This is a genomic window from Biomaibacter sp. TOL (assembly GCF_059717795.1).
Genome location: NZ_AP046092.1, coordinates 2623239 through 2643094 on the forward strand (window position 1 = coordinate 2623239; position 19856 = coordinate 2643094).

The 19856-nt window shown below is 35.4% G+C and carries 19 protein-coding genes and 1 pseudogene; 18 read left to right on the forward strand and 2 right to left on the reverse strand.

The window, feature by feature from the left end; translation table 11 throughout:
- Positions 1-819: 819 nt before the first annotated feature.
- From AC6I1H_RS12960 to AC6I1H_RS12980, 5 genes are all read left to right on the forward strand, one after another.
- Positions 820-1101, forward strand: coding sequence for a transposase (locus AC6I1H_RS12960; RefSeq protein ID WP_497737358.1), 282 nt, complete (start codon positions 820-822; stop codon positions 1099-1101).
- 17 nt (positions 1102-1118) lie between these two features.
- The gene (locus AC6I1H_RS12965) at positions 1119-1949 is read left to right on the forward strand and encodes an IS3 family transposase (RefSeq protein ID WP_497740793.1); all 831 of its coding nucleotides are present in this window, start codon (positions 1119-1121) and stop codon (positions 1947-1949) included.
- A gap of 92 nt (positions 1950-2041) precedes the next feature.
- Complete coding sequence (locus AC6I1H_RS12970; protein ID WP_497737972.1) at positions 2042-3100, forward strand: PD-(D/E)XK nuclease family protein; 1059 nt, start codon at positions 2042-2044, stop codon at positions 3098-3100.
- A 20-nt stretch (positions 3101-3120) separates the two neighbouring features.
- On the forward strand, positions 3121-3879 hold the full coding sequence (gene istB, locus AC6I1H_RS12975) for an IS21-like element helper ATPase IstB (protein ID WP_497737973.1): 759 nt from the start codon (positions 3121-3123) through the stop codon (positions 3877-3879).
- 222 nt (positions 3880-4101) lie between these two features.
- Positions 4102-5208 (forward strand): PD-(D/E)XK nuclease family protein, encoded by a 1107-nt coding sequence (locus AC6I1H_RS12980; RefSeq protein WP_497737974.1) that lies wholly within the window; start codon positions 4102-4104, stop codon positions 5206-5208.
- Between the two features lie 192 nt (positions 5209-5400).
- On the opposite strand, the gene AC6I1H_RS12985 is transcribed toward AC6I1H_RS12980, so the two are convergent.
- Entirely contained in the window at positions 5401-5640 is a 240-nt protein-coding gene (locus AC6I1H_RS12985) for a hypothetical protein (RefSeq protein ID WP_497737975.1), read from the reverse strand.
- 786 nt (positions 5641-6426) lie between these two features.
- On the opposite strand from AC6I1H_RS12985, the gene AC6I1H_RS12990 reads away from it, so the two are divergent.
- The 7 genes and pseudogenes from AC6I1H_RS12990 to AC6I1H_RS13020 all read left to right on the forward strand — a co-directional run bounded on the left by AC6I1H_RS12990 (position 6427) and on the right by AC6I1H_RS13020 (position 12408).
- Entirely contained in the window at positions 6427-6939 is a 513-nt protein-coding gene (locus tag AC6I1H_RS12990; RefSeq protein ID WP_497740699.1) for a DUF6431 domain-containing protein, read from the forward strand.
- A 60-nt stretch (positions 6940-6999) separates the two neighbouring features.
- Positions 7000-8349 (forward strand): transposase, encoded by a 1350-nt coding sequence (locus tag AC6I1H_RS12995; RefSeq protein ID WP_497737976.1) that lies wholly within the window; start codon positions 7000-7002, stop codon positions 8347-8349.
- Positions 8342-9145, forward strand: a complete 804-nt coding sequence (locus tag AC6I1H_RS13000; protein WP_497737977.1) for an ExeA family protein — start codon at positions 8342-8344, stop codon at positions 9143-9145. The genes AC6I1H_RS12995 and AC6I1H_RS13000 overlap by 8 nt, the downstream gene beginning before the upstream one ends.
- Positions 9146-9305: 160 nt before the next feature.
- The gene (locus AC6I1H_RS13005) at positions 9306-9677 is read left to right on the forward strand and encodes an SHOCT domain-containing protein (protein WP_497737978.1); all 372 of its coding nucleotides are present in this window, start codon (positions 9306-9308) and stop codon (positions 9675-9677) included.
- 391 nt (positions 9678-10068) lie between these two features.
- Positions 10069-10986: pseudogene (locus AC6I1H_RS13010) on the forward strand (DUF4830 domain-containing protein); the annotation flags it as partial.
- A 298-nt stretch (positions 10987-11284) separates the two neighbouring features.
- Positions 11285-11881, forward strand: coding sequence for a hypothetical protein (locus tag AC6I1H_RS13015; RefSeq protein ID WP_497737979.1), 597 nt, complete (start codon positions 11285-11287; stop codon positions 11879-11881).
- Positions 11882-11895: 14 nt separating this feature from the next.
- The gene (locus AC6I1H_RS13020; RefSeq protein ID WP_497737980.1) at positions 11896-12408 is read left to right on the forward strand and encodes a DNA-deoxyinosine glycosylase; all 513 of its coding nucleotides are present in this window, start codon (positions 11896-11898) and stop codon (positions 12406-12408) included.
- On the opposite strand, the gene AC6I1H_RS13025 is transcribed toward AC6I1H_RS13020, so the two are convergent.
- Complete coding sequence (locus AC6I1H_RS13025) at positions 12382-12573, reverse strand: hypothetical protein (protein WP_497737981.1); 192 nt, start codon at positions 12571-12573, stop codon at positions 12382-12384. The two genes, AC6I1H_RS13020 and AC6I1H_RS13025, sit on opposite strands and share 27 nt — an antisense overlap.
- A 195-nt stretch (positions 12574-12768) precedes the next feature.
- Here AC6I1H_RS13025 and AC6I1H_RS13030 point away from each other — a divergent pair, with 195 nt between their 5' ends.
- The 6 genes from AC6I1H_RS13030 to AC6I1H_RS13055 all read left to right on the forward strand — a co-directional run bounded on the left by AC6I1H_RS13030 (position 12769) and on the right by AC6I1H_RS13055 (position 19852).
- Positions 12769-13158 (forward strand): helix-turn-helix domain-containing protein, encoded by a 390-nt coding sequence (locus AC6I1H_RS13030; protein WP_497737982.1) that lies wholly within the window; start codon positions 12769-12771, stop codon positions 13156-13158.
- A complete protein-coding gene (locus AC6I1H_RS13035) occupies positions 13152-13952 on the forward strand; it encodes an ImmA/IrrE family metallo-endopeptidase (RefSeq protein WP_497740794.1) in 801 nt (266 codons plus the stop codon). The genes AC6I1H_RS13030 and AC6I1H_RS13035 overlap by 7 nt, the downstream gene beginning before the upstream one ends.
- Position 13953: 1 nt before the next feature.
- Positions 13954-14376 carry a PIN domain-containing protein gene (locus tag AC6I1H_RS13040; protein WP_497737983.1) on the forward strand — a complete coding sequence of 141 codons (423 nt, stop codon included), beginning with the start codon at positions 13954-13956 and terminating at the stop codon, positions 14374-14376.
- Positions 14377-15952: 1576 nt separating this feature from the next.
- Positions 15953-17137 (forward strand): glycosyltransferase family 2 protein, encoded by a 1185-nt coding sequence (locus AC6I1H_RS13045; RefSeq protein ID WP_497737984.1) that lies wholly within the window; start codon positions 15953-15955, stop codon positions 17135-17137.
- Positions 17138-17229: 92 nt separating this feature from the next.
- On the forward strand, positions 17230-18894 hold the full coding sequence (locus tag AC6I1H_RS13050; protein ID WP_497737985.1) for a GGDEF domain-containing response regulator: 1665 nt from the start codon (positions 17230-17232) through the stop codon (positions 18892-18894).
- 79 nt (positions 18895-18973) lie between these two features.
- The gene (locus AC6I1H_RS13055; protein ID WP_497737986.1) at positions 18974-19852 is read left to right on the forward strand and encodes an ADP-ribosylglycohydrolase family protein; all 879 of its coding nucleotides are present in this window, start codon (positions 18974-18976) and stop codon (positions 19850-19852) included.
- The last annotated feature ends 4 nt before the right edge of the window (positions 19853-19856 follow it).

A 19856-nucleotide genomic window follows, 5' to 3' on the forward strand; every position in this document is an offset into this window, starting at 1 on the left:
TAGGATTACTAGGCTCAAGGAGTAAGGTATAAGGCTGAAAATATTGATTTTAAAGGATTTGAAGGGAGTATTGATGAAAGATATTGATTAAAACTTTCCCCTTTTTCCTTTTAACTTTTCCCTATTCTTGACACGACTTTTTTATCTAAAATGAGGCTAAAAAATAGGAAGAAAATAGGAGATAGGAGCAAGGGGAAAGGGGGATTTTTGACATGACTTTTTTATATGGAAGAAAATAGGGGAATAGGGGTAAGGATAGATGGGACAAGGGTTTGAGGGGTGTTGGGTTTTGACATGAGTTTTTTATTTATATACATAGTTAGGATTAAGTTTTATTCTAAAAAGGAAAGGGATAAGGGGTAAAATAAAAAAGTTGTGTTAAAGATAAAAAACTTGTGTTAGAAATAATAAAGTTGTGTTAATAAATTTAATGTATAATAATAATAATATAATGAATTATCTTTGAAGAAATATAGGCATAAAGTGGAGGCAACATCGTCTTCAGAAATAAATAGTGAATAATCTTAATTAATTAGGATGCAACAATAAAATATGACGAAGTAGGATTGCTTTGTAATGTAAGGGGGAGGTTATGCCATTGAAAAAAAGAAAAGTAGTTTTAATATTTTTTTAATATTTATTGTCATTAGCATTATGATATGTATAATAAGTGCTTTCGCTTATTACTCTTTTTATCATATCAGCAGAAACGATTTTCAATATGCCAAATGGAATGTATACTATTCTTGCTGGCCCCTCAAGAGAATTGGACCAAAACGCACAACATGATAAAATAACTCTTGAAGGGGGAATTTTTCTATGGCAGCGAGGAAGAATTTTACTACGGAAGAAAAGCTCGCTATCTTATCCGAAGCTCAGAGTTCATGTACCACTAAAATAGCTGTCTGTAGGAAATACGGCATATCAAAAACTACAATCGATTACTGGAGAAAAAAGCTTTTAAACCCTAACGATAGTAACGATGATGACGAAAAAGTAAATCTCAGAAAAGAAAACATCATGCTTCGTTCTATCATCGTTGATAAAGACCTCGAAATTGCTTATCTAAAAGAGCTTCTAAAAAAAACCAACCGTCTATAGCCGATAAAATCGATCTAATAAAGCATTTATATTCTGAGGGCTATAATCTAGATTTTCTACTTAAAATTTCTAATATACCCAAAAGCACATTTTTCTATGAACCTCGACAAGAAAGTACGGATTCAAAGCGGGGATGCTCAAAGCCGGGTTATTCAGAAACACTTAGTGGTGAATATATATCCGATGAAATGATAAAGACCCTACTTTTTGATTTAGCTGAGGAATTCCCATTCTTTGGGTATAAAAAACTTACATTTCTCTTAAGGTCAAAGTTTGGAATTATTATCAACAAGAAAAAGGGTTACAGACTATGCAAAGAAATGGATCTGCTTTTGCCAGTTATTAAACACTACGCTTCTTCCAATACTGAAATAGTTTTCAAAAAAGTATCTGTCGAGGCCCCGAATACCCACTGGCAGATGGATATTACATATGTGACCATTTTCCCTAGAATAATCTTTATCCTGGATATAATAGATACATATACCTTAGAGATAGTAGGCTATAAGGCTGGTTTTTCGATAACAAAGAGCGATGTGATAAAAACCGTAACAAAAGCCATTGCATCAAGGCATATAACAGATAGTTTAACAATCAGAACCGATAATGGGCCGCAGTTTAAGTCAAAAGAATTTCAGGAATTTTGCATAAAACAGGGTATACTGCATGAGCGAATACCAGTAAGGTCGCCTGAAAGAAACCCAAATATTGAAAGATTTCATAGAACCTTGAAAGAAGAATATATTAATATAAATGATTTTGCAAGTTATAAGTCATTTTTTAAAGGCCTGGATGATTATATAAAATTTTATCTTTGCGAACGGCCCCACGAATCCGCAAATTTATGACACCATCAGCATTTTATGAAGCATTTTTAAGAAATACTGTGAATCGTGGCGTGTTGGTCGTTTAAGTCCAAATAATAGGGGGCCAGTACAATATGAATAGTAATTTTGTGAGTATAGTAGGATATCAGTTAGAAAAAGTTCATACAGGAGTTATAAGATGGCTGCTGGATTGGAAGAATCAGAGTGTATCTTTTGAACAGAAATATGAAATTTTAGGAAGAATCTATAAGATATGCAATATAGATATTCCTTTTAGCATGAATGAAATATATAACATATCTTGTATACCTGAGTTTTCCTTTGGAAGAAAAAGAAAGATAGACCTTGTAATAAAGGTTGATTTGATTGACAATAAGTCTAAATATCTAGTAATTGAAATGAAAGTGGATTCTATTCCCAATAAAGAACAGTTAATTGGAACTTATGAAGATTTTATTCAAAGTCAAAACTGCAATAATGAAGATGCATTGTTCTTATTATTTTTATTTGGCACATCACAGGTATGCATAATCCCAGATTTACATAGTTTTCATGTCTTTAGATTACCAGAAATATTGGAAGTATTTTCAGGTCACTGTATTGAGCAAAGTGTCTACAAAGATTGGATATATGCTTTAAGAGAAGAAGAAATGAGAAAATGTTCTATAGCCCTTGAGATTGATAGAGTCGATAATCTATGGAAAGAAGAGTATTGGAAAGATAAAGGATATAGGACATGGTTTCCACTATTCTACTATATTTACAATGATTTAAGGAAAACATCGAAACGGTGTAGCGAATGGATTATATACAGTGGTCAAAATAATCCAGTAATGAATTGGAGCAAAGGATGGCTTGCAAAAGATATTTTGGGGAGTAAGATTCAATTTTACTCTGAATTTAATTATGAAGATTTTGTTTTAAAGGTAAAATTAGATAACGATAGTATGATGTCTCAAGATAATCTAAATATGTTGCGGCAAGAGATTGCAAAAATTTGTGAAACTATAACCAAGGTAAAAGGAAAGGGGACGCAAAATAGATATGGAATTTATAATTCAATTTACAAATGGAATTTTGATTTTAAAAAAGAAGGCATGAATAAAGTAATGAAAAAGGTTGATGACATATTAGACGTAGTATATCCAATGTTAGAAATCTTTAAATTGTAGGTGATATGAGGAAATAGATTATGACAAATCAAACAACCATCAACAAACTGATTGAAATGCGGCTCACGGCCATGGCGGATGCTTACCGTATGCAGTTAAAAGAGCATTCACTAGACCATCTTTCCTTTGAGGAGCGATTAGGTCTGCTCGTTGATATCGAATATACCAGCCGTAAAAACAACCGTCTTAAACGACTGATTCGAAATGCCAACTTTGACCAAAGCTATGCTTGTATAGCCGACATCAACTACAGCGCTGGTAGAAAGCTGGATAAAGCACTGATTGATCGGTTAGCAACCTGTACTTTTATCACGGATAAGCATAACATAATTATTATGGGTGCTTCGGGAGCCGGTAAATCCTATCTGGCGTGTGCCGTCGGCATGGAAGCCTGTAAACAGTATTATACGGTAAAATATGTCCGTTTACCTGAGTTGTTGACCGATTTAGCAATTGCTAGAGGTGAAGGCGTCTATAAAAAAGTGTTAAGCCAATACCGCAAAGTTGATCTTCTTATACTGGATGAATGGATGCTTGTTTCTCTTACGAAAACTGAAGCCAGAGATCTGCTTGAACTCATCCATGCACGCCACAAAAGAGCATCCACAATTTTTTGCTCCCAGTTTTCGCCTGTCGGTTGTCATAGCAAGATTGGAGAAGCAACTCTGGCAGATGCGATCCTTGATAGAATCGTACATGATTCTTACACCATAGAGATTGGTGACGGATCAGATCGTTCCATGCGAGAGGTATACGGCATTAATGGAAAAGGTAGATAACATTTATCGATGAAACTTACAACCGGAACGGTTGTAACCATTCTCCGGACGGGCTGTAACCACCCGTCCGGAACAATTGAGTTTTTGAATCGGTATATGCACTTAATCCTTTTTCTTGGTTTATGATTTTGTCCATATATACCTTACAATATAGTGCTATAGTATCCACTTAATATTGTCACTTTGTAAGGTAAAGCCTGCTAATCATGAAGGAGGTTATTTATGATGGATATAACCACAAGCGAAGAATTAAAAGCCTTATTACCGAAAGTAAGCAAGTTTGCGTTAAAAAAAGGAGAAAGGTCAATATTTGATGTTGGCGGAAAAGGGTATTATGAAAACCCTACAAGCGACATGCTAGCATTTTTCGGGGATCCAAATGAAGAACATGGCCTTGGGGATTTAGTTCTCGACTCACTGTTTTCATGTTATATCAAAAATGGCGGAAAAGGATGTCCACAAACAACAGAGTTAGTTGACAAACCTCAGAGGGAATTACCGACGAATACCAATTTAAGGCTTGATTTGGTCTTTGAAGGAATAGATTGGGTACTTATTATTGAAAACAAGATCTATCATACAGCTAATAATGACTTTGAAGAATACAGATCATTTGTAAAAAGTAAATTTCAAAAGAAAAACTACTATTTTATGATTCTTGCGCCAAAGAAGGTCGAAAGAGATGGCTGGGTTGGTATTACATATACTGAATTCATCTGTGAAATCGAAAAACGATTTTCGATCAGTTATTTCATGAGTCAATCATTTAACAAATGGGCTTTATTTTTCAGGGACTTTATTATAAACCTTAAAAATATTGTGGAGGGATATATAATGGACGATCAATCTTTCAAATTTGTAATGGATAACTACAGACAGTTTGTCGAGGTAAACAAGCTGACCGATGCTTTTTATAAGCGTATTGCCAAAGAATTGCAAGATATGGTTATGAGTACACTTCAAATCAGAGAGGACAAAGTGTCACTTTGTAAATCACCTTTGAATTGGGGAGAAATTAAGGCTATTTGGGCAGGTTTCAGGCGAGAGACTGAGAATTATGATTATTATATTTACATATTAGTAAAGGATAATGGAAGTTTTGCAGTACAGTATTATGTTCACAGGCTCAATACCTACAACAGGGAAAAGCTTATATCAACCTTAAAAAAAGATGGATATGAATATGGAGAGGAATCAAATGGTACGATTTTATGTTTCTATCCAAAACCAGAGAAATATGGAAGCTTGGAGAATGCAAAAAATGAAGCAAAGGAAATCCTGAATAAATATAAAGAAATCTTAGAGGATGAAAAAGCTTTTTTCAAATAAATACGAAATTGGGTGTCAAGGGGACGGGGTTGCTGACAACACTTTCCAACCCATGTTAATCTAAGTTGGAAGGTATAAATTATGGCAAGAAGCGCAAGAAAGAAAAATAAAACGGGAATCTATTCCATAATGATGAGAAACCAAAAACAAACTAAAGAGTAAATGGGCGGCTCTGGAAGCTATGGTAGGTACTCATGATAGGCTCCAGATGTATTTCTCATTGGGGTCTGTCAACAATTTTGTATAAACCCAAAATCTTCCTACTTCAGATACCCCTTCAGACAGTCTTCGAAGAAGACGGGAAATTGAGCCAAAATTATGCCCTAGTTCGGGATACGGGTCCGTCCATTTTTCGACTACATCCATGGTCACCAGGTAAAGCATTTTCATCAAAGCTTCGCCGTTCGGGAAAATGCTTTTAGTCTTGGTCACTTTCTGAGCTCCCTGTTGTATTTCTCAATTATTCCTTTTCCTCATGCGAAAAAAGTGATTCCAAGTAGGGAGGAAAAGGGAAAAGGATAAATGAAGGAATAAGGATAAAGGGTAAAGGGTAAAGGAATAAGGAAAGGGATAAGTGAAAGGCTTGAAATTAGAAGCCTCACGCCACTTATCCCTTTTTTCCTTTCATCCTTGACCCTGCCCCTTTGGAACAACTTTTTTTCACACAATATTGGCCAGTATTTGGGAATTTATAAGAAAAATTATACTGCTCTACGAAAAAAATTTGTTACCTCCATAATATCCCATGTAGATTTTATGCGGATGTGAGGGGAGAGAAATGAAAAGGTTTTTTTAAAATTAACAGTGTTTGGCATATAAACTGGAAATTAATTCGAAAATAGGGTATAATTTAGACATTTGAATAATCTTTAGGGGGAATGAATAGTGAATGGAAACTGGATTATACCCTTGAATATGTTAATAGAGAAAAATCGATTATTTAAAGGGAGTTGGTTGTTTCCTCCCACTCTTTTTGTCTCCTTCCTGCTCAAATTTCCTGACCGTTTTAAGAAGGAATTTAACACCTATTGAAGAAATAAAAGAGAAAGAAGCAAGTCATGGGAGGGAGAAAAAAGAGAAAGCCTTCAAGTAAGGTGATAGTTTCCGACCTACCCTTACTGAAGGCCTTCTCCATAATATCAAGTCACTATGATTGTAACATTTTTAGGCTCAACAGTAAAGGAGTATCGTAATATTTTTTTGCATAAATTAGCTCAAATGAAACTACACTGTCCCATATGCGGTAGCGCCCTTGTAGGTTATGGGATGTACCTTAGGAAGATAAAGACAACGGCCGGGAAAGAAGAATTCCCAATAGCCAGATACTACTGCCCGGGATGCAAGAAAACCCATGCGATAATACCGGATTTCATCTTGCCCTATAAGCATTACCCGGCAAAAGTGATTGAAGAAGCGGTGGAAGATGTGGTGGAAAAACGGATTTCACCGGAATATACAGAGGGAGAGCAGGACATATCCACCACAAAACGCTGGGTAAAAACATTTAAACTCCTCTCAAGCGAAATTGTAGGCACTCTGGAGAGCATAGCGTTCAGACTGTATGGCAAGACGTCATCCATAGTCGGGGAAATAGAAAGCTGCTTTAGCCGTTTAAAAACCGTTTTAAAACTATTACCCGATATTCTTTCCTGCTGCCTGTTCGGAAAGATTAACACCTGGCTTTTCGTGGAAAACACAAACCTGTGGCTTTTAGGAAAAAAATCAACATAGTTTGCTCTTTTGGCCGTCTCCCCCTGGTGGTAGTCTTTAGATAAACAAAAAACAGGGGAGATGACCAAAATGAACAAAGAAAGTATGGAAAAAGCCCTGGAGCGCTTCGCACTAATCTCACCCCTTCTGGAAGAAGACCTTGAAGCAGCGGAAAGAAGGAAAAGAAGAAATGAAATACTGTCAAAAGGCCAAATCTCAGAGAGGACCCTGCGCCGCTACTTACAGGCCTACAGGCAAAAAGGCCTTAATGGATTAATGCCAAAAGAGCGCTCCGATAAGGGACAAACAAGAGCCATACCGGAAGATATCCTAAAAGAAGCCATAAGTCTAAAACAAGAACTGCCCCAAAGAAGTGTTACAAGGATACTTCAGATCCTGGAGGGGGAAAAGCTCATATCCCCCGGGGATGTAGCAAGATCCACCCTTACACGGTATCTTGCAAACTTAGGTTTAACCCAAAAAGAATTAAAGCAAAAAGAGCCCAAAGCCCTCAGGAGATTTCAAAAAGAGCACAGAAACAAATTATGGCAAGCTGACGTCAAATACGGCCCCTACCTTCCGGACCCGGCCAATCCAAAGAAAAAGATACGCTCATACCTCATATGCTTCATCGATGATGCCACAAGATTAATATGCCATGGTGAATTTTATCTAAATCAAAAGCTTCCCATACTGGAAGATTGTTTCAGGAAAGCTATACTTAAACGAGGCATCCCCGATGCGGTATATGTAGACAATGGCAAGATATTCATCTCACACTGGTTTAAAGTAGCCTGCGGTAAACTGGGCATCCGCCATATAAATACCCCAATATATTCCGCAGAGTCTAAGGGCAAAATTGAAAGAATTAACCGCACCGTAGAGGATTTTTTAGCCGAGGTAAGCCTCCAAAACCCCGGGACATTGGACGAATTAAACAAAGCCTTCTTTGCCTGGGTGGAAGAAGGATACAATCATCATTCCCACAGCTCCTTAGAAGGTGAAACCCCGGCCGGTCGATTCCAAAAGGATACCCGACGCTTGCGCTTTGCCAATATTGACGAGCTAAGGGATGCTTTCCTTCGAGAAGAAAGCCGAAAAGTTGATAAAACCGGCTGTGTAAAACTTTGCGGCAAAACCTATGAAGTGGGCCTTGAATGGGTAAGAAAGACTGTGGATTTACGCTATGACCCCTTTGACCTTGAAGAAATAGAAGTATGGCATAAAGGTCAAAAACGGGGTTTAGCAAGGCCGCTTATCATAGGAGAATACAATGAAGTGTCCTATAGCAAAAAAGATGCCCCAACTCCTCAAAAATCATCCGGTTCAAGACTTTTGAGCATATTGGAAAAACAAGCTCAAAACCGCATGAAAGACAAATTAGGTGCCATCCCCTTCCGCCGTATGGAAGGAGGGGAAAACAATGTTTGAGCCTTTCTTTGGATTTGAAAAAACTCCTTTTCAAAAAGATGTGCCTGTAGGAAAACTGTTCAGCACCCCGGCCTATGAAGAGTTAGTATCAAGGCTAAAATACACTGCAGAAAAACGCCTCTTTGCCCTAATAACAGGCGAAGTGGGCTCGGGGAAATCCACTGCTTTAAGAAAACTTCTTGAGCTTTTAAATCCGAATAAATACAGGGTTATCTACATCAGCGACTCAGCCCTTACCCCCAGGCATTTTTACTGGGAATCTTTAAGGCAGCTTGGATGTGAACCAAAGTTTAACCGGGGCCAGGCTAAAAGACAGCTTCATCAGGTAATATTGGACCTTGCGGAAAATGAAAGAAAAACACCAGTCATAATAATCGATGAAGCACACCTGTTGGATAAAGAAATGCTGGAAGAAATGCGCTTTTTACTCAATTTCCGGATGGACTCCTACAACCCTTTGAGTCTCATACTGGTGGGCCAGCCGGAACTTAAAAGGGTATTGCAGCTTCAAGTCTATGAAGCCATTGCTCAGAGAGTAAATCTCCGGTATCACCTACCACCCATGGACAGGCAGGAATCCAAAGAATATGTTTGCCACCATCTGAAGATTGCCGGAGCAACTTCCTCAATCTTCACTGATGATGCTCTGGATGTTATCTATGAATATTCCGGAGGCATTGCAAGAAAGATAAACAATGTCTGCCTTGCCTGTCTGCTTTCGGCCTCAGCCAGTCAAAAGCGTTTGATAGATGACCATATGGTCAGGATTGTAATTGAAAATGAGTTTGCGGTATAAGCTATTTATCCCTCAAAAGACGGCAGGAGTGAATGCTTGCCTCTTTTGAGGGGGATTTTCAAGGTCCGGGTTTTATGGTCAAATAAAGTGAGTTAAATTTGCGGACGTTCAATTTGAGCAGAATGCGGTCAGAAAGTGTGAGAGGCTACAAGTTGGTTTTATGTCAAAAGGAATAAGAGTTAAACCAAGTAAGCCAGCATCATTGTTCGGTATGATAGTAGGTATTGTTTTTGTGTTTATTGGGTTATTTGTGGTAATTCCTAGCGCAGGTCTGTTCGGTATATTCTGGACACTGATTGCAGTTGGTATAACAGGGTTTCAAGCCTATAACTTTTTTGGTGACAAAGGTGTTGCATCATGGGAGATAGACATAGACAATGGCGCCAATGAAGAGAAGAATAATCAGTCAACATCTGTAAGTGGTGATTTTGAAATGAGGCTTAGAAAACTGAACAGTCTAAAAGAAGATGGGCTTATTACTGAAGAAGAATTTCAGAAGAAGCGTGAAGAGATTTTACGGGAAAAGTGGTAGAGAAATAAGGTTGTAGACGCTGGATTTTGTTTCATGATTGATAATGCAGAATTGCTGAAATAAGGAGGTGTATATGTTGCATAGAAAATGTTTGATGCTTTTATTGATAACAATAATAGTTTTTTCAGCAGGCTGTAATACAGTGAAAAACAGTCAAATTTCTTTAGAGCAAGAGACACAAAAAGATAAGGTTGTGGATGAGGAGCATGGAACTACTGACAGGACTAAGGATATTACAAAGATTGAACTTATCCTCGATACGAATGGACCTTACTGGAATGAGGTAAAACCTATATTAATTAAAGACTCTAAGATGATAAATGACATTATGTCAATGATAGAGGAAAGCAAACCATTGACGGACGAATCTAAAATAAGCAAGATGAGTGGAATGGCCCGTAAAAATAATAAGTTGGTTATTACAGAAGCAGAGGGCAGCAAAAAAGAGATTACATTTGCATACGATGCTCTCTATGAGATAGGGTACATAGAGAAAAATGGGGAAAAGGTTGAGCCAGATTATAGTTTTTTTAGATATGTTGCGGATTTAAACGAGTATACAAATCCTGATACTAATATAGAGCAGCAGATATTGCAACTATTTGGCAAGTATAACTGGACTGTTGACTATAGAATAAACACTTTAAAAGAGAAATTACCTGAAAGTCTTAAACATAAGGCAGGAGAATATCCAGTAAAGATATATTGGGCTTATAATAATGAACTTTCCAAACAAATTGGGCTTGATTTTACTGATTACCTCGGAAAGGAAGTAATAGTTGAGATTTACAGGCTGAGGGAATCACTTCCCGAATTTATGAAGCCAAGAAGAGATGCAAGAGGTATTGTTATTAAATATAATGATGAGATTATTGGAGCATACATTGATGCTGGAAGGCATGATTCTTTTGCATGTTCTCTCGATAGAAAAAGTTTGAAAGATATTACGGGTAAGGAATGGGATGGATGGATTGCAGATTATATTGATTATGAGGATGAATTGGAAATCAAGTTGTCCAAAATGGAACCAGAGGATATTATTAGAGAGTATTTCAAGGCATTAGACAAACACGACATAAAAATGGTATGGGCATGTATGACGAGGAAAAATCTATCGCAGCATTTATCAACTAATATGAACAACCAATACCTTTTCAATAAGGATGAGGATAAAATTGACTATAACATTAATAGCGCAAAATTGTTGGAAATAAAAGAGTTAAAGGGATTTAACAATGAACCAGGGGTGTTGGAGTATCAGGTAAAAGTTGATTTTGATTTCAAAAAAATAATAACAGCAGATGATGGAATTGGGACGAGATTTGTAGGGCTTACGGCAACACCGAAGGAAACAAAGGATGTATCAAACATAGAATATTTTGGTGAACCTATTAGAACTATTGTATGAAATGTTTAGAAGACAGTAAGGTACCATCAAATTTTAACTTTAATTTAGATAACCAAATATTCGAGTTTTCAAAAAAGATTTTTGAATGTTATTATTTACAATCACAGTTACAAGAAACTAATGAAATAAATATAGATAATGCATTAATTTATGTAGTTTCATTATTATCAATGAATTGATTACAGGGTGAGATAACAGCATGATTTCTGCGTCTATAGAAAATATTATCAGGATATTTAATTGGGGTATTATCACCAGAATGTACGGCAGTTCTCACAATTCTGTTATAGGGTTTTTGTCAAGCGAATGGATTAAACAGTCATCTGACCATTCTGTGTTGGATGGAGCCCCTTCCCCTTTTGTCGGCAAAGGAAGAAAAGGGCAAAAGAACGCAGATATTCTGTTATGTAAAGGAGATAAACCTTTTATAGTAGTTGAAGTAGAAACAACAGTTGTTAAATATTTAGAGAAGATAGATTCAATTGCAGCCTATTTGGAAAATGCAAGAGATTATAATGGGATTGGCTTTGGTCTATTAGTTATGCTTAACAATACAAATGGTGCGGGCAAGTATAAGCATAATTGGCATGATGCAAAAGAATATGCTATAAGTAAAGATATCCCGATTGCATTTGTTTCTATTGAAAAGAGAAAGGCAGATTTAGGGGATACTGTTTTGGACCGTTTAAAAAGAAGAAATGAATATTACCCGTGGGAAACCAGCAGCATTGATTATTGGGTTTATGGAAGTGATAGGAAGGTAGTTTCAGGAATTTTATGGACAAACAAGCGTTAATTTGAGGGGAGAAAATGATTACATCTTTTGAACCAATTATTGATAAAAACTGCAAAATACTAATCTTAGGGACTATGCCGAGCGTAAAGTCTCTTGAAAAACAGCAATATTATGGAAATAAGCAAAATCAGTTCTGGAAGATAATATACGGGCTTTTTAATAAAGACGTTGAAGAAGATTATGAAAATAGGAAGACATTCTTATTGGACCACCACATTGCTATTTGGGATGTGTTGAAAAGTTGTTATAGAGAAGGGAGCAGTGATTCCAAAATAATTAACCCTGTTCCTAATGATTTTGAAACTTTTTTCAATCAGTATCCTGATATAAAAGCAGTATTTTTTAATGGAAGTAAAGCAGAGGAATTATTTAGAAAATTGGTAATAGGGAAAATGAATCTTAAAGAAGGCTTATTATTTTATAGACTGCCGTCTACCAGCCCAGCAAAAGCCATACGATTCAAAGATAAGTTAGACCAGTGGAAGGTTATTTTATTGTATTTAGGATTTATTGATAATAGCCAGTAAGCATTTATAATAATAGGACCTTGGTCTTGAATCAAGAATCTTGATTACTGCGAAAGGGCATACATTTGCTTCACCTAATTCCTTTGAAGCCTTATCTCCTATGATACCCTTTATGACCTGCTTCAGGTAATTTAGTTCCAGTCTGAAAACTTCTAAATTTATCATTAGGCTCACTCCTCGCAAGAGATTTTCGGGTATTATGGTGAGTGCATAGAAAATCAAAAAATCAGCGCTAAATTTTATTTAACGAATTAAGTATAACTTTATACAAAAAGTAATAAAATATTACACAACAGCATAATATATTGACACAAAACCAATATTGATGTAATATAACATTACAAAAAGGAGGGATTAAAGATGTCAAAGGATATTCCTATTGGATTAAAAATAAAGGCTATTAGAGAGGCAAAGGGATTAAGCCAGATTGAGGTAGTAGAAAGACTTGCTGAAAAGGGTATTAACATGAGCAGGGAAACATTGAGCAAAATAGAAAACGACAACAGGACTGTATCGGCCGTGGAGTTAAATACTCTATGCAAAGTTCTGAATATAGATATAAACATTCTTTTTGAAGAGGATGAAGACGACGATTTAGTTACACTATTCAGGAAGAAAAATTTTTCAGAGAAAACAGTTGAAGAAGTGGCGAACCTTCAGGATATGATAAAGATGTTTATTTACCAAAAGAAAATATATAATGGAGAGTTTAAACCACAAAAGAGAAAGCCACTGTGGGAGGAGTGTTAATATTGCAAAAGAATAATTTGAATCTCCCAGAAGAATCCTTCAGACTGCAAATTAAAGATTTGGCAGAAGATGTGAGAATAAAATTTGCGAAGAAAGGGCTTTCTGATATATTTGATATTCTATCAGAGGCTGCATTTCTAATAAGAAAGCCATTGGATACTGACGAGTTATCAGGATTTAGCACCTATTTTGAGGGACAGTTTATTGTCTATTTAAACAGCAATTTTACTTTGGGACATGAGCGCTATACTGGTGCTCATGAACTATACCATCTTATTTATAATGCTGACATCCTGAAAAAAGAAAAAATCCTTTTGGATGACGAAAAGCATAAAGCGGAAGATGCGAAAGCGGATGTATTTGCTTCCGAATTTTTAATGCCTGAGGACTATGTAAAAGAAGTATTTTATAAAATTGTTAATGTAGATAAAGACAGTGTTTTACCAAGGCATATCATTAGAATGCACAATTATTTTAAAGTAAGTTATAAGGCTATGTTAAAAAGGCTTATCCAACTTAATTTATGCTCTATTGACAAATATGAGGAACTATTAGACATCTGTTCACTGGAAAATACGGAACAACTCCAATCTTTAACCAGACGGGAAGGCTATAGTATAGATTTGATAACCTCATCAAGAGAAACATATGTTCCAAAAGAATATATCGAGTTTATAAAAACCAACTACGAAAGAGGGAATATCTCATACAAGAACATGAAAAACAGCCTTGAATTTATAGGACTGGCACCTGAACAATTCGGATATGAGTATCCCCAGGAAGAGGACTATTAACATGAAATATACAGGAGCCATATCTGATGCTGATATTGTAATTAATTTAGCCATGGTTAACAGGTTGGACATTTTAGAACTTTTATTTAAAGAAATCATCATTCCTCAATTTATATATGACATTGAAATAAAGAAAAATGCAGGAAGATATTATAGTTTGATTAACGAAGCCATTCATAAGGACGGGAGTATATTTAGGATTGTAGATAGGAAGAAAGATATATCTGTAAACATACTTGCAAGAGATATCATCGAAGATAAGAAAAAGGTAATCGGTCCGGGAGAAAGTGAATGCGCAGGATATGCCCAGGCGTTGAGAATTCCAATAATAATATCAGATAATTATACTGAATTTAAGTGGCTAGATGAGTTCATTACCCTTACACACAATAATATTTTGGCTTTATGTGTGTATTTTTGGTGAGATTACAAAAAACGAAGCAGAAGATATTTTTAATGAAATTAATAGCAAATTGACTCATCCAACTAAGGACACATTTGAAGAGCAGTATAGAAAAGCCCTAATAAGGTTTGAGAGAAACGGTTGGAAAGGATATTTAGGCATATAAAGGAAGGCATATGTAAAAAGGGATATAGGTTAAAGGAATTAGTCAGAAAGACTTTCCCGAGGCCCCATATCCTGGAGCGAACCAAGTGCCGATAAATTAGCCCATTTTATTATTGAGGGACGGCTACTGTCCTTATTTTTTTGATTACGATATAACTAACCTTATTTAAAATGACATCTAGTGAGCCTTATGACCCTAGAGTAAAACTGCTTTACTTCCTAATGAATCTAAAACATAGTAGTTGGTCATATGAAAAAGAATGGCGGATTATTAAAATGAGATTACCAAAAGAAAAAGAATTTACGAGTGGATTAGAATATTGTCCTTTAAAGCCTACTGCTATTTATCTAGGTGTGAATTTTGATAAAAATGAAGTGCATTCTGTAAAAGAAAATTGGAACCAGTTAATTAAATCCTTGCTCCTTATTCCTTGTTACCATATCCCTACTATGTATACCCCCAAAAAACTCGTGTTACGAATAAAAAAGTCGTGTTAAAAATAAAAAAGTTGTGTTAAGAATCATGGTGAAAATAGAGTAGAAAACCTTATTGGAGCCATGATTTATTGTTAGTTTTAAGGGCAAAGGGATAAGGCTAAAGGTATTGATTTTAAAGGGTTTGAAGGGTCATGACTTTTTTATCTGGAAAGAATTAGGAAAATGGGGTTAAGGCGAGAAGGGGTAAGGACTTGAGGGGTGTTGGATTTTGACATGAGTTTTTTATGTGTATACAGAAAGGGCTAAGGTGTAAGGGTTGAGTGGATTAGATTTTTCATTAGAATTAATACTTGAAGCGATCAGCATAATTTTAATGCTTGCCTTTTGCTTTCAAATATGGTAATAAGAATATGATATAGGTTAGATTGCAATAAAAAATTGCAATTAGAGGAGCTCTGCAGATGGGGAAAGATAAATTCCTTAAAATAAAAGATTCACTTCTTTTTATAAGAAATTTAATTTTAACTTTTGCGGCATGGACTATAATATTATATTTAATGAACAACTATAATATTATATTTAATGAACAATGTAATAATTGCAATTGGTTGGTTCTTAATTTCTCTTTTGTGGAAAAAAGAATTATTAATACCGCAAAGCGTGAGATATACTATCTATACAATTTTAAAGATATTATTTTGCGCAATTGCAATTTTTATAACAATGGTTTTGTGGGCAAAGTATAATTATAAAAAATATTATTCTAAAAACAAAAGAATGTTAAATAAAATAAATACTGACAATTCGACGACAAAGTTATCATGGAAAGAAGCGGTTATCGATGTAAATAAAAAAGAAATAATAAAGAAATAATTCCTTAAAGTGAATTGAAGATAAAAAGGGGGCATAAGTTTGCTTTATTATATAAAACGTATTTCTAATATATTGGCTTATTTTATTTTCTTTTATCCAATTATAATGAGCATTGTTTTGGATGATAGGTGGACTTTATTTTTGGGCAAGGAAAGAAAAAAAACAAGCGAAAAAACCAGAAACTAATATTAATTATCCACCAATTACAATATTGGTACCCTGCTATAACGAGGAGAACATGATTGCTAATTTATGCACACGATTAACTACACTTAAATATCCTGACTACCATGTAATATTCATTGATGACGCATCAACAGATTCTACTACTGATATTATTAGAAAATTCGTTGATATCACTGATAATTTTCATTTATTAAGGTTAACTCAAAATAGTGGGAAAGCAAAAGCGTTAAATTATGCCTTATTTAATTTTGTAAATACGCCAATTACTGTTATTATTGATGCAGATACTATAATCGGAGAGAATTCTCTATATGAGATAGTAAAGCCCTTCCTCTTTCAACCAAGATTAGGTGCAGTGACGGGAAATCCTATTGTATTAAATAGAGAATATTTCTTGGAAAAACTCCAGACTGCTGAATTTGCTTCAATAATTAGCTTAATAAAAAGGTCACAAAGAGTAGTGAGCAGAGTTTTTACGGTTTCAGGCTGTTTTGCTGCTTATAATACCAAAGTTTTGAAGGAAATTGGAGGTTTTTCACCGTTAACTGCAACAGAAGATATAGATATAACATGGAGAATACAAAAACATTTTAACGAAATATGGTTTGTGCCGCAAGCAATTGCTTACATACAGGTACCGTCAAATTTAAAACAATATTTTAAACAGAGAAGAAGATGGGCTTTAGGAGGTTGGCAATTGATAAGAACGCATAAAGATATCTTTACGTCCTGGAAATATCGACGGCTTTGGCCTGTTTATATTGAGAGTATTTTGAGCGCAGTATGGGGTATTTCATTTGTCGGTGGATCAATAATTTGGCTTATAAATCTAATTTTTCACCTGGATTTTTATTTTTATGTTTCCCCTTTACCGCAATGGTATGGTTCTATAATTTCTTTAATATGTATAATTCAATTTATTGTAGCAATTTTTGTCAATAATCAATATGATAAAGAACTTTGGAAAGAGCTTTTTTGGATTCCTTGGTATCCACTATTTTTCTTCTGCTTTGGGGCATTATTCATAGTTGCAACTTTACCAAAAGGACTTTTTGGAAGCTTAGAAAAAGCTGGAAAATGGAAAAGCCCTGAACGAAAAAAGATTAATATTTCGGTTTAAAAAGCAAATATGTAGTTTTACTCATATCTTATTTTGATTACATGATAAAATCTAAAATTATATTTTTTACAGAATTGAAGCAGGAGGGCTTTATGAATGAAATTGCACCTAAAAAAATTCTGATTGTAGAAGACAGTAAACTTAACGCACAAATAACAGCAGATATTTTGAGCAAATATGGATATGAATATGAAATAGTGCATAAAGGTGAAGAAGCTGTGGAAAGAGCTAGAAATGATCAGAACCTTGATCTGATTCTTATGGATATTGAACTTGTAAGCAAATTAGATGGCATAGAAACAGCTCGCATAATCCAGAAAATTAAAGACATTCCTGTTGTTTTTCTTACTGCTAACGCAAATAAAGAAATTATGGATAAAATCAAAACAGTTACTGGCTACGGCTACATATTGAAGGGTGTAGATGAATATGCGATTATATCTACAATTGAAATGGCTTTTAAACTTCATGAAATAAATGCAATGCTTAAGCAAAGGGAAAGAATGCTTTTATTTTATCATCATCTTTTTGAAAATTCTCCGAACGAAATGTACATATTCCATTCGGAAACATTAAAATTTATCTCTGCAAACCGTAGGGCAAGAGAAAATTTGGGATATAGCATGGATGAGTTAAAAGAAATGACACCGTTTGATTTGAAGCCTGATATAGACATGCAATGCTTTAATGAAGTTATTGGTCCTTTATGCAAAGGTGAACAGGAATTTATTATCTTTAGCACGACACATCGAAGAAAAGATGGTTCTTCTTATCCTGTAGAAGTTCACTTGTTGCGTGTAGAATTTGCAAAAGAAAAAGTATATATGGCAATCGTAATTGATGTAACGGAACAGAAAGTGTTAGAAAAAGAACTGCAGGAAAAGAATGAAATTTTAAGCACGATAATGAAATCTGCCGAAGATGCTATTATTATGATTGATGATAATGGGGATGTCACTTATTGGAATCCTGCGGCAGAGCGGATATTTGGGTACACTAAGGAAGAAGCAATGGGCAAAGAACTTCACAAATTTATGATACAGGATGATAACCTTTATACGCTATATAAAAAAGCACTTAAAAAATTTCAATTAAATGGCAAAGGAAGTATAGTAGGAAAAACAATTGAACTGAAAACAAGACATAAAGATGGTCATGAAATTGATATAGAACTCTCACTGTCGGCTGTAAAAATAAAGGATACCTGGCATGCAGTGGGAATTGTCCGCGATATAACCGAACGCAAAAAAATTGAAGAAACGCTTTACCTGCAATCCATAACTGATTCGCTAACAAATATTTACAATCGTCGCTTTTTCATACAGATGTTGGAACAGGAGATGGAACGCACGCGACGAAATGGCAACCCTTTTTCGATTATTATGTTTGACCTAGACCATTTTAAGAGAGTAAATGATCGGTTCGGCCATGCTACAGGGGATATGGTATTGAAGAGCCTTGCTGATATGGTAAAACAAAGAATGCGCAAAACAGATTGCTTTGCACGATGGGGTGGAGAGGAATTCATAATTCTTTTACCTGAGACTTATATAAATGATGCGGCAGATTTAGCCGAAGAGCTTCGGGAAAAAATAAGCAGCATGACATTGCCAAAAGTGGAGCATGTAACTGCGAGCTTTGGTGTAGCAAGTCATAAACCATCGGATACAATCGATACCATTCTTTTACGAGCAGATAACATGCTTTATGAAGCTAAGACTTCTGGAAGAAATTGCGTGAAAAAATGTATTGTATGAGTCTATGCGGAATTTAAGCTAAAAGACGCATTTTTTGTTTATCCTTGGATTTAAAGTAAAACGTAAGGAAGTGCACTTTATGGACAGATATGAACGAATACTCGGAGGGCTTTTTGGTGTTGCCTGCGGAGATGCCCTTGGCGGAACGCTGGAATTCATGTCAAAGGGTGAGATTAAAAGAAAATATGGATACTTAAAAGATATTATCGGTGGAGGCTGTTGGGACTTAGCACCTGGTGAAGTGACTGATGATACAATGATGACTATTGCTGTCGCAGAAGGTATCCTGGACAACCCAGAGAATCCTATCGATGATATCGGAAAACACTTTATTAAATGGTATGATAGTAAACCCAAGGACATAGGCAACATTATTCGAATTGCACTTGAAGAATATAAGCGAAGCAATGACTGGATGAAAACAGCCTGCTACGCCCATCAGGCAACAGGTGGTATGAGTGCTGGAAATGGTTCACTTATGAGATGTTTGCCAGTTGCATTATATTATAGTGATGTTAAAAAAATGCTTGAGATAACTGCTTTGCAAAGTATTCTTACTCACTATGACAAAAAAGCAACTGATGCCTGCCAGTTTTACAATCTGTTAGTTTATCAGTATCTTAATGCTAAGCCTAAAATACCTCCTATAAGGGAACATATTGAAAAGTATCCAGAATATAAGCAGATATTCCAGTTATCAAAAGATGAATTGAAGCCTTCAGGATATGTAGTTGATACTCTGGTATGTGCGTTATGGTGTTTTATTAACACCTCTTCATTTGAGGATGCTGTGTGTGAAGCGGCCAACCTTGGAGGAGATGCGGACACTATAGCCGCTATTACTGGTGGAATGGCTGGGGTGTATTATGGCTACAATGCTATTCCCGATAGGTGGAAGGAAAAGATATTGGTTAAAGAACAGTTAACTTCTATTGCACAACGAATTTTAAAAGGGTAATTAT

Coding starts and splice junctions, on each gene's coding strand:
- AC6I1H_RS13030 (WP_497737982.1), top strand. CDS start 12,769: ATGTCAAAGGATATTCCTATTGGATTAAAAATAAAGGCTATTAGAGAG.
- AC6I1H_RS13025 (WP_497737981.1), bottom strand. CDS start 12,573: ATGATAAATTTAGAAGTTTTCAGACTGGAACTAAATTACCTGAAGCAG.
- AC6I1H_RS13020 (WP_497737980.1), top strand. CDS start 11,896: ATGATTACATCTTTTGAACCAATTATTGATAAAAACTGCAAAATACTA.
- AC6I1H_RS12995 (WP_497737976.1), top strand. CDS start 7,000: ATGACCAAAATGAACAAAGAAAGTATGGAAAAAGCCCTGGAGCGCTTC.
- AC6I1H_RS12970 (WP_497737972.1), top strand. CDS start 2,042: ATGAATAGTAATTTTGTGAGTATAGTAGGATATCAGTTAGAAAAAGTT.
- AC6I1H_RS12990 (WP_497740699.1), top strand. CDS start 6,427: ATGAAACTACACTGTCCCATATGCGGTAGCGCCCTTGTAGGTTATGGG.
- AC6I1H_RS13045 (WP_497737984.1), top strand. CDS start 15,953: ATGATAGGTGGACTTTATTTTTGGGCAAGGAAAGAAAAAAAACAAGCG.
- AC6I1H_RS13015 (WP_497737979.1), top strand. CDS start 11,285: ATGATTTCTGCGTCTATAGAAAATATTATCAGGATATTTAATTGGGGT.
- AC6I1H_RS12960 (WP_497737358.1), top strand. CDS start 820: ATGGCAGCGAGGAAGAATTTTACTACGGAAGAAAAGCTCGCTATCTTA.
- istB (WP_497737973.1), top strand. CDS start 3,121: ATGACAAATCAAACAACCATCAACAAACTGATTGAAATGCGGCTCACG.
- AC6I1H_RS13000 (WP_497737977.1), top strand. CDS start 8,342: ATGTTTGAGCCTTTCTTTGGATTTGAAAAAACTCCTTTTCAAAAAGAT.
- AC6I1H_RS12980 (WP_497737974.1), top strand. CDS start 4,102: ATGATGGATATAACCACAAGCGAAGAATTAAAAGCCTTATTACCGAAA.
- AC6I1H_RS13050 (WP_497737985.1), top strand. CDS start 17,230: ATGAATGAAATTGCACCTAAAAAAATTCTGATTGTAGAAGACAGTAAA.
- AC6I1H_RS13040 (WP_497737983.1), top strand. CDS start 13,954: ATGAAATATACAGGAGCCATATCTGATGCTGATATTGTAATTAATTTA.
- AC6I1H_RS13005 (WP_497737978.1), top strand. CDS start 9,306: ATGTCAAAAGGAATAAGAGTTAAACCAAGTAAGCCAGCATCATTGTTC.
- AC6I1H_RS13055 (WP_497737986.1), top strand. CDS start 18,974: ATGGACAGATATGAACGAATACTCGGAGGGCTTTTTGGTGTTGCCTGC.